The sequence below is a fragment of the Actinoplanes awajinensis subsp. mycoplanecinus genome, assembly GCF_001509495.1.
Classification (GTDB): Bacteria; Actinomycetota; Actinomycetes; order Mycobacteriales; family Micromonosporaceae; genus Actinoplanes; species Actinoplanes palleronii.
This window is the reverse complement of sequence record NZ_LLZH01000156.1, coordinates 104294-118681: the sequence shown is the minus strand read 5'-3', so window position 1 is coordinate 118681 and position 14388 is coordinate 104294. Positions and strand designations below refer to the sequence as shown.

General features: G+C 70.8%; 17 protein-coding genes. 10 read left to right on the top strand and 7 right to left on the bottom strand.

Features of this window, described 5'->3' with window-relative positions:
* Positions 1–144 precede the first annotated feature (144 nt).
* On the top strand, positions 145–339 hold the full coding sequence (locus tag ADL15_RS18775) for a hypothetical protein (RefSeq protein WP_232344209.1): 195 nt from the start codon (positions 145–147) through the stop codon (positions 337–339).
* A gap of 434 nt (positions 340–773) precedes the next feature.
* Here the strand turns inward: ADL15_RS18775 and ADL15_RS53045 are convergent, their stop codons facing one another.
* Together ADL15_RS53045 and ADL15_RS57090 are read right to left on the bottom strand one after the other, a co-directional pair.
* Positions 774–1274, bottom strand: a complete 501-nt coding sequence (locus ADL15_RS53045) for a hypothetical protein (protein WP_157441457.1) — start codon at positions 1272–1274, stop codon at positions 774–776.
* A 456-nt stretch (positions 1275–1730) separates the two neighbouring features.
* Entirely contained in the window at positions 1731–1922 is a 192-nt protein-coding gene (locus ADL15_RS57090) for a diguanylate cyclase domain-containing protein (RefSeq protein WP_083971427.1), read from the bottom strand.
* A gap of 313 nt (positions 1923–2235) precedes the next feature.
* On the opposite strand from ADL15_RS57090, the gene ADL15_RS18765 reads away from it, so the two are divergent.
* Positions 2236–2481 carry a TetR/AcrR family transcriptional regulator gene (locus ADL15_RS18765; RefSeq protein WP_198170867.1) on the top strand — a complete coding sequence of 82 codons (246 nt, stop codon included), beginning with the start codon at positions 2236–2238 and terminating at the stop codon, positions 2479–2481.
* 96 nt (positions 2482–2577) lie between these two features.
* Here ADL15_RS18765 and ADL15_RS18760 read toward each other — a convergent pair whose 3' ends face one another.
* Complete coding sequence (locus tag ADL15_RS18760; RefSeq protein WP_067692443.1) at positions 2578–3051, bottom strand: MarR family winged helix-turn-helix transcriptional regulator; 474 nt, start codon at positions 3049–3051, stop codon at positions 2578–2580.
* A 98-nt stretch (positions 3052–3149) separates the two neighbouring features.
* On the opposite strand from ADL15_RS18760, the gene ADL15_RS18755 reads away from it, so the two are divergent.
* The gene (locus ADL15_RS18755) at positions 3150–4085 is read left to right on the top strand and encodes an NADP-dependent oxidoreductase (RefSeq protein ID WP_067692440.1); all 936 of its coding nucleotides are present in this window, start codon (positions 3150–3152) and stop codon (positions 4083–4085) included.
* Here the strand turns inward: ADL15_RS18755 and ADL15_RS18750 are convergent, their stop codons facing one another.
* The 3 genes from ADL15_RS18750 to ADL15_RS18740 form a co-directional block, all read right to left on the bottom strand.
* Positions 4086–4667, bottom strand: a complete 582-nt coding sequence (locus tag ADL15_RS18750) for a GIY-YIG nuclease family protein (protein ID WP_067692437.1) — start codon at positions 4665–4667, stop codon at positions 4086–4088.
* 105 nt (positions 4668–4772) lie between these two features.
* Entirely contained in the window at positions 4773–5900 is a 1128-nt protein-coding gene (locus tag ADL15_RS18745) for a CU044_5270 family protein (RefSeq protein WP_067692434.1), read from the bottom strand.
* Positions 5897–6523, bottom strand: coding sequence for an RNA polymerase sigma factor (locus tag ADL15_RS18740; protein WP_232344208.1), 627 nt, complete (start codon positions 6521–6523; stop codon positions 5897–5899). Before ADL15_RS18740 ends, ADL15_RS18745 begins: the two co-directional genes overlap by 4 nt.
* A 138-nt stretch (positions 6524–6661) precedes the next feature.
* Here ADL15_RS18740 and ADL15_RS18735 point away from each other — a divergent pair, with 138 nt between their 5' ends.
* The 4 genes from ADL15_RS18735 to ADL15_RS18720 all read left to right on the top strand — a co-directional run bounded on the left by ADL15_RS18735 (position 6662) and on the right by ADL15_RS18720 (position 10235).
* Positions 6662–7252, top strand: coding sequence for a YwqG family protein (locus tag ADL15_RS18735; RefSeq protein WP_067692431.1), 591 nt, complete (start codon positions 6662–6664; stop codon positions 7250–7252).
* 134 nt (positions 7253–7386) lie between these two features.
* The gene (locus ADL15_RS18730; RefSeq protein WP_232344207.1) at positions 7387–7884 is read left to right on the top strand and encodes a SigE family RNA polymerase sigma factor; all 498 of its coding nucleotides are present in this window, start codon (positions 7387–7389) and stop codon (positions 7882–7884) included.
* On the top strand, positions 7881–8702 hold the full coding sequence (locus ADL15_RS18725) for a hypothetical protein (protein WP_067692428.1): 822 nt from the start codon (positions 7881–7883) through the stop codon (positions 8700–8702). Before ADL15_RS18730 ends, ADL15_RS18725 begins: the two co-directional genes overlap by 4 nt.
* 96 nt (positions 8703–8798) lie before the next feature.
* Positions 8799–10235 carry a hypothetical protein gene (locus ADL15_RS18720; protein ID WP_067692426.1) on the top strand — a complete coding sequence of 479 codons (1437 nt, stop codon included), beginning with the start codon at positions 8799–8801 and terminating at the stop codon, positions 10233–10235.
* Here the strand turns inward: ADL15_RS18720 and ADL15_RS18715 are convergent.
* Entirely contained in the window at positions 10224–11240 is a 1017-nt protein-coding gene (locus ADL15_RS18715; protein ID WP_067692424.1) for a LacI family DNA-binding transcriptional regulator, read from the bottom strand. The two genes, ADL15_RS18720 and ADL15_RS18715, sit on opposite strands and share 12 nt — an antisense overlap.
* Positions 11241–11379: 139 nt before the next feature.
* On the opposite strand from ADL15_RS18715, the gene ADL15_RS18710 reads away from it, so the two are divergent.
* The 3 genes from ADL15_RS18710 to ADL15_RS18700 are packed head-to-tail and all read left to right on the top strand — an operon-like array spanning position 11380 to position 14377.
* Positions 11380–12684: an ABC transporter substrate-binding protein gene (locus ADL15_RS18710; protein WP_067692422.1), complete on the top strand. Its 1305-nt coding sequence runs from the start codon at positions 11380–11382 to the stop codon at positions 12682–12684.
* Entirely contained in the window at positions 12684–13556 is an 873-nt protein-coding gene (locus ADL15_RS18705) for a carbohydrate ABC transporter permease (protein ID WP_067692419.1), read from the top strand. Before ADL15_RS18710 ends, ADL15_RS18705 begins: the two co-directional genes overlap by 1 nt.
* Positions 13553–14377 carry a carbohydrate ABC transporter permease gene (locus ADL15_RS18700; protein ID WP_232344206.1) on the top strand — a complete coding sequence of 275 codons (825 nt, stop codon included), beginning with the start codon at positions 13553–13555 and terminating at the stop codon, positions 14375–14377. Before ADL15_RS18705 ends, ADL15_RS18700 begins: the two co-directional genes overlap by 4 nt.
* Positions 14378–14388 lie beyond the last annotated feature (11 nt).

The window sequence follows — 14388 nt, the reverse complement described above, 5'->3', positions numbered from 1 at the left end:
CTTGGTCGACTGCTGTCTTACCTGGAGCCTCGCACCTATCGATCCCCGGGCCATCCACATCTGCCGTGACCAGCACCGTCAGGTTGGAAAAGGCTCAATGATGAACATGAAGTCACGCTTCGCCTGACCTCCGACGAGGCGTTGGTGCTGTTCGACTGGCTGCACCGGTGCGAGGGTTCAAATCGCGTCCTGCCGCCGGAGCATCATGGCGAGCAGGTGGCGTTGTGGAACCTTTCCGCCCTGCTGGAGCGCGAACTGGTCGAGCCATTCCGGTCCGACTACCGAGGTCTGGTGGACCGGGCGCGAGTCCGTCTCGCTGGCGAAGAGGTCCCGTCCTGAGAGCCGCAGCTCAACGCGGATCTTCAGCCAAGACTGAAGCGCTCTCAGCGGCAGATCCGGGTGCCCAGCCGCTATAGACGAGAAGCCATGAATTCCACCCGCTCCGGAACGTCAGACTCGGAGAGTGCGTGTCACTCGTCTTCTTCCTGAACCCGAACCGCAAGCCCCAAGCACTGGACGCAGCGGCGAAACTCCCGCACCGGCAGTAGCTTCCCGCTTTCTTCACGGTGGCCGGCGGCGGTTGCCGACCGCTTGGAAAGAGGCGAGCCGCATCTCGGGCAAAAATGCGAGGGATGCGGTTGTCGGACGTAGGCGCCGGATCCCTCACTCATGAGCCAGACTTTAACCCGCAACATCGACGCTGGGTTGAAGTTGCGGTACAAGCGGTACAAGCGGCACCGGCCGCATGGCCGAACCGATCCCGCCGAGCGCGATCAGCTGCCATCGACGCTGTCCTGGCGGGCGTAGTACTCGGTGAGCAGCGTCGCGACGGTCGACAGTGGATGCACGACCAGGGTGTCGTGGCCGGGTGCGGCCACCAGCAGGGCTTGACTGTCGGGGGTGATGCCGGCGAGAGCACGGGTGGTGGCAGGCAGGGGAAGGTCGCCGCGCACGCCGATGGTGGCACGCCCGGTGGGGGAGCGGGTGACGATGATGGCGTCCTGGATGACAGTGTGATCGATCCGGTCACCGGGTGACCAGTTCAGGATCCGCAACAGGCGTCGCGCCGAGAGCCGGCCAGAGGCGTCGGGGCAGGCGATGTCGAGTCGTAGCGAGTGTGGCGCCTCGCGGGCGGGAAGCCGGCGTGGGGGCAGCGATGGGAGGGAGGCCGGCACATCGGGGATCAGCCGCCCCTGAATGATGGGCGGGATCAGCGCGCCGATGAGTTGTTCGGTGTCCGCTCGCCGACCGGCGTCGGGTGCGGGACTGTCCATGGCTGTCATGGTCAGCGTCCAAAGCGACATTGCGGCTGGTAGATGGCACAAGAAGCCTAGTCGGCTGACCTCTGGCCGTCGACTGCACCCGAAAACACGAACTGGTGTAACTCCGCGCTTAACGTGGAGCTACACCAGTAGTGGTGTCCGGAGGGGGACCCCATGCTTTATCTCTGCCTGGTGAGCGGCAGGTTTAGAGGCTCCACGGTGGATTTTATCCTTCGCGGCCTGATTCTCATCTCGTTGTTATGGCTCGGCTGGCTCGTTCTGCTCGTGTCGTGGTCAGCTCGGGTCTTGCGGCGATGGGCCGTTGATTGCGAGATCCTCCGGATTACCAGCCGGGAGCCGGAGTGGCGTCGACGACTGGGTGGGCATCGCGGTCATGGGCGGCGGGGTTGCTGCGGAATTGTCATGGCTGCATGGTGGTGAATAAATGCGAATGACAGGCATGAGAGGTTAACGTGTTCGGTCGGCGACACTGAGGCGGTTTCGTCCCTCGCGTTTGGCGTCATACATCGCCTGGTCGGCCTGCCGCAGCAACTCGGCGGCGGAAATGCCTGTTTCGGCGACCGCCACACCGATGCTGGCTCCGATGTGCCCCTCGCCGAAGGCTGGCAGGTGCACGGGCGCGGACAGGTTCTCCAGGATGCGGCGGCCGACGCGGGGCGTCGGCGCGACGGACGTCGCAGAGGACCACGACGTACTCGTAGCCGCCGACGCGGGCCACGGTGTCCGCGCCCAGGACGCTGCGTTCCAGGAGCCGGGCGACGGCGACCAGCAGGGCGGTCACCCGCGTCGTGGCCGTACCGGTCTTGTGCCAGGTCACGCCGCCGCCGGCGTTGATCAAATGCAGTTCGGCGCGGTGTCCCGGTCCGGTTCGGTGAGAAGCCGTTTCCACTTGTCACGGGCCGCGGGCCCATCGCGAGGATCGACGGCCGCGTCGATGCGGCGGGGGCGCACGTTGTCGACCTCCGCCATCTACCACCACTTCGTCAGCAAGGAGGACGTGCTCCGGCTGGCGCTGGACGACGCCCTCGACGAACTGACCGCGGTGGTGTCCGCCGCGGTCAGCGACGCCGACGGCACCAGTGCTCGCGACCTGCTGCGCCTGGTCCTCCGGTGTCCGGTCGAAGTGCTTGTCGCTCACCAGCCTTCGGTCACGCTGCTGCCGCGGGTGCGGGGCAACACCCCGGCGTTCCAGGGCTGAGTCGACTTCGCTGTAGGGCGGCTCGGCCCAGCGGCCGGCGTCCGGGCCGTAGCGGTGCAGCCTCACCTGGCCGCCGCCGAACTCGTCGCCGGCGGGTCAGTGCCCGTCGAGATGGTTGCGGACCAGCGCGGCGATCGGGGCGAGCGCGGCGCCCAGATGGCGTTGCTGCGCGGCGCTGAGCGGGCCGAACACCAGCTCCCGGACCTTCTCGACGTGTGCCGGGGCGCTGTGCTCGACCTTGCGCAGGCCGGTGTCGGTCAGGGTCGCCAGGGTGTATCGCCCGTTGTCCGGGTCGGGGTGGCGGGTGACCCAGCCCTGCTGCTCGAACCGGACCATCAGCTTGGACAGCCGGGGTTGCGTGCTGTCGCACTGCGCGGCCAGCTCGCTGAGCCGCATCGTGTGCGCCTCGGTCATCGACAGCCGGGCCAGCACGCTGTACTCGAAGTTCGAGATGCCCTCGTCCCGCTGCAGCTGACGGTCCAGCAGCATCGGCAGCGCGACGACCACGGTGCGCAGATCGTGCCACAGCTTCTGCTGCTCGTCGTCGAGCCAGTGCGGGGAAGCGGTCATGCCCACAGCCTACTTGACTTGCCTGGGCAAGTCATCAACACTCGTGTTCAGTTGCCCAGGCAAGTCCGGTGGGCGCGAGACACCATGAGGAGAGCACTGTGAAGGCGATTCGCTACCACGCGTTCGGCGGCACCGAGGTCCTGCGCCAGGAGGAGGTCGAACGCCCGGTTCCCGGCGCCGGTCAGGTGCTGGTGAAGGTGGCGGCCACCTCGTTCAACCCGGTCGACGACCACATCCGGCTGGGTGTCCTGGCCGCGATGATCCCCGCCCGGCTCCCGATCACCCCGGGCCTCGACGTGGCCGGCACCGTCGCCGAGCTCGGCGACGGGGTCAGCGGGCTGCGGGTCGGCGACCCGGTCATCGCGATGGTCCCGCTGGACCAGCACGGCGGCGCCGCCGAGTACGCGCTCGTCGCGGCCGACCTGGTCACCGCCGCGCCCCGCAGCATCCCCCTGGCCGACGCAGCGGCGCTACCGCTGACCGGGCTGGCCGCTCGCCAGGCGGCCGTCGAGCTCGCCGGGATCCGGGCCGGCCAGACCGTCCTGGTCAACGGGGCCGGCGGCGCGGTCGGCGGCCTCGTGGTCCAGCTCGCCGTCGCGGCCGGCGCCACGGTGACCGCCGTCGACGGCGCCCAGCACACGACCCGCCTGCTCGGTTACGGCGCGGCGCAGGTGGTCGGCCCGCTGGACCTCGCCGCCGGCCCGGCCGCCGTCGCCGGCCCGTTCGACGTGGTGGTCAACCACGTCCGGCTGGCCCCCGACGACCTCGCGAAGCTGACCCGGTACGTGGCCGACGGCGGCATCGTGGTCAGCTCGGCCGGCCCGGTCCCGGCCGACGAGGCGCGCGCGGTGCGTACCGCGGGGGTCTGGGTCGGCCCCGACGCCGCCCACCTGGCCGACCTGGTCTCCCGGATCGACCGCGGCGTGCTCCGGCTGCACATCGCCGACCGGCGCCCGCTGGCGGAGCTGCCGGCCGTCCATCAGGACGCGAGCACCGGCAAACTGCTCGGCAAAACGGTCATCGTTGTCGCCTGATCACGGCGTCGGCTCGGGCGCCTGGCTCGAGGCGTTGTAGGCGTTCTTCGCGGCCACCACGGACGCCTGGACGTGCTCGGGGTCGACGCCGCTGACGTTCAGCGGCGGGTGCAGGCGCCGGACCAGCTCGGCCTCGGTGGTCACCGACTGCTCGTCCTCGGCCCAGGTCAGCAGCAGGTGCGCGGACATCCACGCGGTCAGCCGGTCCTCGTCCTCGGGCACCAGAACCACGCGGTCGGTCCAGGTCGTCCGATAGCCCTCGGACATCAGAAGACCAGCCAGCGTACGACGCAGCGTCGAACTCCCGGACCGCCGCAGATGATTGCGTACGATCCGCCCGCGCAGGCTGGTCGCCCGCCCGAGATACAGCAGGCGCAGCCCCGGGACGGCCCGGTTCGGCGTGCCGGGCAGCTCGGGAAAGACCGAGGGCGCGGCCCACCACGCGTAGACACCACCGCCCCGGCCGACCCGCTTGGCCGCGATGTCGAGCTTCTGCGGCGCCACGGACAGCCGCCGCAGCGACTCCTCCGCCCGGGCCAGCACAGCGGGAGAGGCAACAGGTCGCACTTCGGGACTGGTCATCGGGTCCAGCTTAGTGTCCGGCCCGGTGACGGCGGTCGGCTGGTTTCCAGGGGTGCCTCGAGGGCTCGGAGGCACCCCTGGAAACCAGCTCGGGATCGGCTCAGGTCAGCGGCCCTGCGGCGGGGTCGGGGTCTGGTCGGTCCACTGGGCGGTGAGCACCGCCGCTGCGGACTCCTTGCCGCCCTTGCTGATGTCCGGCTTGCCGTCCTTGCCGGGGGTTGCGCCCTGCATGCCGCCGCCGAGCAGCTGGTAGGTCGTCGGGTCGAGGATCAGCCAGGACCGGTTGACGAACGTGCCCGCGGTCTGGGTCAGCTCCACGGCGACCCCGGTGCGCCCGGTGACGTCGGCACGCGACCCGGCGTTGGCCACGCCGGACAGCGTGGACAGCACGGTGAAAGCGGCGGCGCGCAGCTCCGGTTGCGCCGGCGCCTCGGTCAGCAGGTGGCCCAGCAGGGCGAACACCGCGGCATCGGTGGGCTCACCACCCTGCTCGGTGATCAGCGTGTCCACCTCGGCGCGCAGCCTCGCCGGGTCGGCCGGCAGTGCGGCCAGCCCGGCGTTGTCGCTGTCACCGGTGGACCGGGTCAGTTCGGCCCTGCCCGGGCCCATCCGGCGGATGACGTGGCCGCCCCGCGGGGAGTCGGCCGGGCCGAGGTCGAACGTGCGGGGCGAACCGGCGCGCTTCCACGCCGCCTCGTCTTCGACGGTGCGGGGCTGGAAGCCCAGCGACTGCCGGCCCTCCCAGGCCTGCCCGCCGGGGTCGCGCGGCGTCCAGGTCTCGGTCAGCCGGCGCTCGGCGACGTAGAACGTCTCGCCCTTGACGTGCACCGGCAGGTACAGCGCGCCCTCGGTGACCGTGGCGACCCGCCAGTACCGGCCGGTGCCGGCCGTGACCTCGGCCCGCTCGGCCGCGGCCAGCAGCAGTTGCGGCGCGCCGGCATCGGCGCGCGGGCCGGCCGGGGGCGCCGCCACCCCGGGGGCGCCACCGCTGCCGGTCGCGCCGAGCCCGGCCGGGCCACCGGTGCCGGCCGCCATCACCAGCGCGACGCCGGCGGCCGCCGCGACCAGGCCGCCACCGGCCAGCGACACCCGCCACGAGGGCGCACGCCGCCGGGCCGGACGCCGGCCCGCGATCGCGTCGGTGAGCTGCCGGCGGGCGGCCGCCGTGGTGTGCGCGGCCGCCGAGGGCTCGGCGAGCAGCGTACGGATGACATGGTCTTCGGTGTGCATCATGATGTCCCTTCGTCGATGCGGGTGGGGTCGTCGCCGCCGAACGCCGCGCGGACGGCACGGCGGGCGCGGGTGAGCCGGGATCCGACAGTGCCCGGCGGCACACCGAGCGCGGCCGACACCTCGGCGTAGTCGAGCTGGGCGACCGCGGTGAGCAGCAGCACGTCGCGGTCCCGGGCGGGCAGGGCGGCCAGCGCCCGGGCCAGCGCCGGTTGCAGCGCACCGGCGGTGACCCGGGCGACCGTCGCGTCGTCACCGGACGTTCCGCGGTCGGCGACGGCGCCGGCCCGGGCCAGCGCGCGATACCGGCGCTGCTCGTCGCGGCGCTGGCGGTGGATCAGGTTGGTGGCGATGCCGTAGAGCCAGGCGCGGACGTTGCCGCCACCCGGCCCGTCGGTGCGGAACCGGTCGCGGGTGCGGAACGCGACCAGGAACGTCTCGGCGGCCAGGTCGTCGCCGCGCTCGCCGCCGAGCCGGCTGGCCGCGTAGTGCCGCAGCTCGGCGAAGTACCTGTCGAACAGCACCGCGAACAGGTCGGGGTCGGCCCGCGAGCCGAGCAGGGTGGTGACGTCCGGGTCGCTGCTGACCGGGTCGTGCCGCAGCCGGTGGGCGTCGAGGGCGGTCACAGATGGTTCACGAGGCGGGCCTCCCAGGCTCCGTGTGGATCGGACAACCATGAATGCCCGAACCCCAGGACCGCCTTCACGGCGGCGGGTTCGTCCGCCGTCAATCGTCTGTCGATATCGGTCAGGACACTGGCGGGCATGGCGAAGGTGGACAGTCTGGCGGCGTTCCGGGCCGAGGCGCGCGGGAGTGGGGTGCCCGAGGCGGAGATCGAGCGCTGGATCGCGGAGTTCGCCCTGCCCTGTGCGCTGCTCTACCTGCCGGAACAGGCGCCGGAGGGTGCGCCGGTGGTCGGCACGGCCGGTGGGCGCCCGCTGCTGCCGGTGCAGGCGTGGCCGCCGGGGCTGCCACTGCTGGTCTCGGTGGACCTGGCGGCTATCCCGCGGGACGCGATCGGTCTGCCGCTGCCGGAGGACGGCCGGCTGCTGCTCTTCGGGGACCTGCGGGAGAACAAGCCGACGTTCATGAGCTACTCGCCGCACCAGCTCATCTACGTGCCGGTCGGCACGGAAGTGAGCGTGCGCCCGCCGCCCCCGGCGCTTCGACCTCGCGCAGCCGTCCCTCGACCCGGTGGAGAAATTCGTCATCTGCCAGCTCGGCGGGTTCTCCGAGCCGTCACCGCCGCCGATCATCTGGTGAGTCGAGGCCGGCTCGGTGACCAGGACGTGGTGCGGGGTTCCACAGCCCGCTCTGCATCTGGGCGCGCCGCCGTCATCAGCCGCCCGGACTGAGAACATCGCGATGACGATCGCGGATGCAACCCTGCGGTAGCCGTGCTCCGTCGTGCCAGCAGGAGCGCGTGTTCGTCGTGCCGGCAGGGGCGCGTGTCTGTCGTGCCGGCAGGAGCGCGAGGGGGAGGGCATCGTTGGACAGGTCCGAGGAGGACGATTTCCGGGCGTTCGTCGGGGCACGGATGGAGCGCTGGCGGCGGGCCGCCTACCTGCTGTGCCGAGACTGGCATCTGGCCGATGACCTGGTCGGGACCGTCGTCGGCAAGCTGTATGCGCATTGGCGCACGGTCGCTGCGGCGGACAACCCTGATGCGTACGCCCAACGCGTGCTGACCACGTCCTGGATCGACGAACGGCGCCGGCCGTGGCGGCGCGAGCAACCGGCCGAGGTGCTGCCGGAGCACGGGTGGACACCGCCGGATCGGGCCGGTGACCGGGATCAGCTGGACACCCTGCTCGGGCATCTCGGGCGGCGGCAACGGGCGGTGATCGTCCTGCGCTTCTACTTCGATCGGTCGGTCGAGGAGACCGCAGAGCTGCTCGGCATCTCGCCGGGCACGGTCAAGAGTCAATCGAAGCGGGCGCTGGAGTTGCTGCGCACGCTGTCCTACACGACGGAGAGCCGAAAATGACCCAGGAGATGCTTGATCGGCTCATCGGGGCCGCACCGCCGTCGACGGTCGACATCGACACCGTGATCACCCGGGTGCGGCGCCGGCGCCGGTTTCAGCGGCTGGCGGCGACCGGGTCGGCCGGGGTGGCCGTCGTCCTGGCGGCGCTGGTCGGAGTGAGTCTGACCGGCGGCCCGCCGCGACCGGTCACCCCGCAGCCGGCCGCCCCGCCCGTGGCCACGCCGGTCACGCCGTCCGGGGTGCGGCACACCGCGGTCAGCGCGTTCGCGGTGGAGGCCGGCACCGCGGCCGGGCAGCAGCGCACGCTGTCCCGACTGCGGGTCGCGCTGGAGAAGGCGACCGCCGAGCACGCGCCCGGCACGAGATGGATCTACATGCCGGACTCGCCGGGGGAGAAGCGGACACCGGACGGGCACCCGGCCATGTGGCTCAACCGGGATCCGGTGTCGTTCGAGGCCCGGTCCGGGCTCACCGCCGGTGGCCGTAAGGGCGGCTTCTACCTGTCGATCCGCCCCGCCACCTGCGCGGCGGGGGAGTCCTGCTCACCGCTCGCCGAGTGCGACAGGACGATTCCGGACTGCGCGGTGACCCGTACGGACATCGGTCTGGCATTGGTGCACTGGCGGGAGCAACCGGGCAACGGCTGGAACTTCTACGGTGCCGACGTGCTGCTGCGCGGTGGCAGGTACGCCATGCGGCTGCAGGCGGTGAACTACTTCGGCGGCGACGGCAGCCCGCCGGTCGCCTCGGTCCCGGTGCTCACCCGCGCCCAGCTCGACGCTATCGCCATCGACGTGTCCGGCCAGATCGGCGGCTGAATACACTCTGCGGGTGGCGGGCCGCAGCACAGATCTTCCTGCTGAGGAAGAAGGACGCCGGTCCGCCGCCCTCAGCACGATCGGGAAAAGGTAGCGGTGGATCTGCAACGGCGGCGGGACCGGGAACGGTACGCGCGCGAACTCGCCTACGCGGCGCCGTCCGGGATGGTGGCGGCTGCGACGGCGGCCCGGCTCGCCGGGGACTGGCGGGGCGCCTGCGCGGCCGCCGGGGTGGACGTCCGGATCGACCCGAGCGACGCGGCCTTCCTCGACGCGGATCTCGCCGGTCTGGCGCCTGACCTGTTGCGCCGGCACCTGCCCCGGGCCGGCAACCACGCGGTGCGGCCGGCGCTGTCCGTGGTGCTGTCCCGGCGGGCCACCGTGGAACCCCGCACCCCGGTGCTGCTGCTGACCACCCCGGCGACCGTGACCGCGTCGCAGCGGCTGGAGCTCACGGTCAGCTGCCTGGCGGAGCTCGACCGCGACTGGCTGGACCTGCCGCCCTGGACGTGGCACGCGAGCGAGGTGGCCGACCGGCGCTGGGCGTACGGGGCTTCGGCGGAGCGGGTGGCGTGGCACTTCGCGGACGGAACGGCGTACCCCCAAGGAACGTCGACCCCGGCGGACCCGGTGCCGGACCAGGAAGAAACCCTGACCCCGGCGGACCTGCGAGGGACTGCGGACCCGGCGCCGGATCGTGCCGCCGAGTTCGAGCGGCTTCTCCGCCCCATCGCGCCGGAGGGGATGGAGGAGGGGATGGAGGAGCTGTACCGGTCGGCCGGGCTCGACACCGATGACCGATACCGGTCGGAGTGGTACTCGCGGCTGCTCACCGCCGAGCAGGACCGGCTCCCGTTGCTGGCCGCCGAGACGCGCCGGCTGGCCGGCCGGTACGGCGAGCTGGCGACGGTGTTCCCGACGCTCGTCGCCGGCGGGCTGGAGCTGCGGGTGTCCGAGGAAGGGACGCCGGTGGTCGGCATCTGGAACCGGCGGCGGCGCCGGGGTGGCCCGCCCAGTCCTTACGGGCTCGGCCTCGCGGCGCCGCTGGACGTGGCGCTGCTGCGCTGGGGCGCGCTGAGCCGCGACGAGCTGCATCCGCTGGTGCACGCGGCGCTGTTCCCCGGGCGGGTGCAGCGGTGGCGGCCGGTCGGGCACAACTCGTCCGCGGCGATCCGGGTCCGGTGCGGCGCGGACTGGCACCTCGTCGAGATCGCCGGGGCGAGCCTGCGACTGCCGGACCACGACGAGGCCGAGGTGCGGCGGGAGACCATGCTCGCCGTGCTCGGGGGACGCAGCTCCGGGTGTGCGGCGGCGCTGGCCGCGTTCCGTACCGGAAAGAAACCGATGCCCAAAGAGATCCGCAAGTGGCGGCGGCATTTCTTCGCCCGCCTAGTCCACGGCGACAGCGCGACCGTCCTGGCGGACCTGGCGGCCGGTTGTGATCCGTTGCTGCGCGATCCGCAGGGGCGCACCCTGCGGCAGGCCGCGGCGGCGGCGGGCGCGGAAACCGTGGTGGCCGCGCTACCCGGGTGACCGGACCGACGAGCCGCGGATCCGCAGGGTGGCGGTGGCACGGTAGCGGCGCGGCTCGGTGCGGCCCTGCAGGCGTTCGAGCAGCATCGTCGCGGCCTGGGCGCCCATCTCCATGCCCTGCTGGTCGACCGAGGTGAGGTCGATCAAGGGGTGCGCGGCCAGGTCGGTGTTGTCATAACCGGTCACCGCGATCTCGCCGTGCCGGCCGGTGGCGGCGATCTCGGCGAGCACGCCCATCGCGATGTCGTCGTGGCCCGCGACGATCGCGGTCGGGGGTTCCGGGCTGGCCAGCAGTTCGGCGGTGGCAGCGCGGGCCAGGTCCGGTACGTCCTCGCGGCGGGCGACCTGGATCAGGTCGGCGAGACCGGCCTCGGTCATCACGGTGCGGTAGGTCTCCAGGCGGACCGCGTGCGGGGTGCCGCAGCCGGGCCGGGTGACGGCCTCCGGCTCGGTCAGGTGGGCGATCCGGCGGTGACCGAGTTCGAACAGGTGCGTCATGATCGCGCGGGTGCCGCCGATGTCGTCGCCGACCACCGTGTCGTAGCCGGTCGGGTGGTCGTGGCGGCCGAGCATCACCACCGGGATCCGGCGACCCAGGTCCTCCAGCCAGGCCGGGTCGACCAGCGGGGAGATCGCGATGATGCCGTCGACGAGGCCGTCGGCCAGGGACTCCAGGGTGTCGTACTCCGGGCCGTGCGCCGGGGCGAGGACCAATTGGTACGGGGTGCCGGCGACGGCCTGCTTGGCGCCCTCCATGATCTGCGTCATGAACCGGGCGCTGACGTGCGGTATCTCGAGCCCGAGGCGATAGCTGGAGCCGCGCAGGGCCCGCGCGGCGACACTGGGGCGGTAGCCGAGCTCGCCGATGGCGGCTTCGACACGTTCGCGCATGGCGGGGCTCACGCCGTACGCATTGCGGATCACCTTGGACACCGCGGCCCGGGAGACGCCCGCGGTCCGAGCTACGTCGCTGATCGTGACCGAGCGGCCCTTCGTGATCGACATAGCCGCAACTGTAGACCGCTCCGCATCTTTTGAAACGTTTCGAAATCGCCCTTGTGTGCCATGCGTAGATCGGTCTACTGTGACGCCAGTTACACGCGGAGACCGATCTACAAACATGCGCGAAACCGGAGGTTCACCGATGAGATACAGTGCCGCGGTCCTGCTCGCGGGCGTGCTCACCCTGTCGGCCTGCAGCGCCGGCTCGCTCGGGTCGAACGACGACGACGGGTCCGGCAAGACCTCGATCACCTTCCTGACCAACAACGACCCGGCGAACGTGAAGGTGGCCGAAGGGGTCATCGCCGCCTTCGCCGCCAGGAACACCGACATCACCGTCAAGCTGGACACCCGGCCGCAGGGCAGCGAGGGCGACAACCTCGTCAAGACCCGCCTGGCCACCGGGGACATGGCCGACGTCTTCGAATACAACTCCGGCTCGCTGTTCCAGGCCATCGCGCCGCAGGCGAACCTCACCCCGATCACCGGCGAGTCCTGGGTCGGCGACCTCGACCCCACGTTCAAGCAGGTCGTCTCGGCGAACAACGAGGTCTACGGCTCGCCGTGGCAGAACATCACCGGCGGCGGGATCTTCTACAACAAGCCGCTCTACGCCAAGCTCGGCCTGCAGGTGCCCAAGACCTGGGCCGACTTCATGGCCAACAACGCCAAGCTCAAGGCCGAGGGGGTCACCCCGGTCGAGCAGACCTACAGCGAGTCGTGGACCTCGCAGGTGCTGGTGCTCGCCGACTACCACAACGTGGCCGCCGCCGATCCCGGCTTCGCCGACAAGTACACGAACAACCAGGCCAAGTTCGCCACCACGCCGCAAGCGCTGGCCGGCTTCCAGCGCCTCGAGGAGCTGAAGAAGGCCGGGTACTGGAACGCCGACTACGCCTCGGCCAAGTACAACGAGGGCCTGGCCGCAGTCGCCACCGGCAAGGCCGGGCACTACCCGATGATCACCTTCGGGGTCACCGCGATCGAGACGGCGGCGCCCGGCAAGGTCGGTGACGTGGGCTTCTTCGCGATGCCCGGCACCGACGCGGCCAAGAACGGCGTGACGCTCTGGGAGCCGTCCGGCATCTACATCCCGAAGAGCACCGAGGGCGACAAGCTCGCGGCGGCCAAGAAGTTCCAGGCGTTCCTGGCCTCCCCGGACGGCTGCGCGGCCGAGGCCGCCGCCACCCCGGTGGGCGGTCCGTTCGCGGTCAAGACCTGCAAGCTGCCCGACGACGTCGCTCCCGCGGTCAAGGACCTGAGTGCGTACGTCGACGCGGGCGCCGCCAGTCCCGCGCTCGAATTCCTCTCACCGATCAAGGGCCCGGCGCTGGAGCAGATCACCGTCGAGGTCGGGTCCGGGATCCGGTCCGCCGAGGCCGGCGCGAAACTGTACGACGAGGACGTCAAGAAGCAGGCCCAGCAGCTCGGCCTCAAGGGCTGGTGATGGCGACCGCGACGGCTGGCCGGCGGAGTACGTACCCGTACTGGTTCCTGATCCCCGGCGGGCTCATCTTCACGGTGTTCTTCCTGGTCCCGTCGGTGATGGCGTTCTACTTCAGCCTGACCCGGTGGACCCTGTTCGACCAGGAGTTCATCGGCCTGGACAACTACGTCCAGTTCTTCCGGGAACCGGCGCTGGCCTCCGGGCTGACGCACACCCTGATCTACGCCCTGGTCACCTCGGGGTTGAAGGTGGTCCTCGGGATGGCGCTGGCCATCCTGCTGACCGGGCCGATCATCGGGCGCGGCTTCATGCGCTCGGTGGCGTTCTTCCCGGTACTGGTCAGCACGATCGGGGTCGGCCTGACCTTCCAGGTGCTCATGCACCCGACCAAGGGGCTGATCAACCAGGCGCTCGCCGTGATCGGCATCGACGGGCCGGCCTGGCTCGTCGACCCGAGCTGGGCGCTGCTGTCGGTCGCGCTCGTCGACGTCTGGCAGGGCGTCGGGCTGGCCACCGTGATCTACATGGCCGGCATCCTGACCATCCCCGGCGAGTACTTCGAAGCGGCCAAGATGGACGGAGCCAGCGCCTGGCACCGGTTCCGGCACGTCACGCTGCCGCTCGCCAAACCGGCCACCATCTCAGTGATCATCCTGTCGCTGATCGGCGGGCTGCGGAAGTTCGACCTGATCTGGGCGATGACCAAGGGTGGTCCGGGCTTCACGTCCGACGTGATGGCCTCGGTGGTCTACAAGCAGTACCAGGCCGGCTTCTACGGGCTGTCCACGGCCGGCAACGTGGTGCTGTTCCTGCTGGTCATCCTGATCGTCCTGCCGCTGTTCTGGTTCTTCAACCGCAGGGAGGAGTCGTGAATCGTTCCCGGATCGCGCTCAGTGGCCTGGCGATCACGCTGTTCGCCGTGGTGTTCCTGGTGCCGTTCGCGTTCATCCTGCTGACCGCCGCGAAGACCCAGTCGGCCTCGGCGCTGCTGGACTTCTCCTGGCCCACCCAGTGGGCGTTCGTGCAGAACCTGCAGGCCGTGATCGAGGCCCGCGACTACCTGCTGATCATCGCGTTCATCAACAGCACCATCCTGACCGTGGTCAGCGTCGCCGTGGTGGTCGTCCTGGCCGCGATGGCCGCGTTCGTGCTGCAGCGGCGCAAGTCGCGCTGGACCGGCGCGCTCAACCTGATCGTACTGTCCGGGCTGGTCATCCCGCCGGCCGTGGTGCCGACCATCTGGGTGCTGCAGAAGACCCAGCTGTTCAAGACCATGCCGGGGCTGATCCTGGTCGAGATCGCCTACGCGATGGCGTTCTGCGTGCTGCTGTTCCAGGCGTTCATCGCCAGCGTCCCGCGCGAGCTGGACGAGGCGGCGACCATCGACGGGGCCGGGCCGGTGAGCCTGTTCTTCCGGGTGGTGTTCCCGCTGCTGCGGCCGATCATCGTGACCGTCGTGGTGGTGCAGTCGGTGTTCATCTGGAACGACTTCGCCAGCCCGCTGTACTTCCTGCCCGGCGACGAGAACGCCACCGTGCAGCTCACCCTCTTCACGTTCCAGGGCCAGTACAACAACGCCTACAACCTGCTGTTCATGGACGTCCTGCTGGTGACGATCCCGCCGCTGATCCTGTTCGCGATCTTCCAGCGGCAGATCGTCTCGGGGATGGTCTCCGGCTCGGTCAAGGGCTAGCTCGGTCCCAT

What these genes read in the sequence shown, in the direction of transcription:
- ADL15_RS53045 (WP_157441457.1), bottom strand. Translation starts at nt 1,274, where the DNA reads ATGGACAGTCCCGCACCCGACGCCGGTCGGCGAGCGGACACCGAACAA.
- ADL15_RS18760 (WP_067692443.1), bottom strand. Translation starts at nt 3,051, where the DNA reads ATGACCGCTTCCCCGCACTGGCTCGACGACGAGCAGCAGAAGCTGTGG.
- ADL15_RS18750 (WP_067692437.1), bottom strand. Translation starts at nt 4,667, where the DNA reads ATGACCAGTCCCGAAGTGCGACCTGTTGCCTCTCCCGCTGTGCTGGCC.
- ADL15_RS18745 (WP_067692434.1), bottom strand. Translation starts at nt 5,900, where the DNA reads ATGATGCACACCGAAGACCATGTCATCCGTACGCTGCTCGCCGAGCCC.
- ADL15_RS18735 (WP_067692431.1), top strand. Translation starts at nt 6,662, where the DNA reads ATGGCGAAGGTGGACAGTCTGGCGGCGTTCCGGGCCGAGGCGCGCGGG.
- ADL15_RS18725 (WP_067692428.1), top strand. Translation starts at nt 7,881, where the DNA reads ATGACCCAGGAGATGCTTGATCGGCTCATCGGGGCCGCACCGCCGTCG.
- ADL15_RS18715 (WP_067692424.1), bottom strand. Translation starts at nt 11,240, where the DNA reads ATGTCGATCACGAAGGGCCGCTCGGTCACGATCAGCGACGTAGCTCGG.
- ADL15_RS18710 (WP_067692422.1), top strand. Translation starts at nt 11,380, where the DNA reads ATGAGATACAGTGCCGCGGTCCTGCTCGCGGGCGTGCTCACCCTGTCG.
- ADL15_RS18705 (WP_067692419.1), top strand. Translation starts at nt 12,684, where the DNA reads ATGGCGACCGCGACGGCTGGCCGGCGGAGTACGTACCCGTACTGGTTC.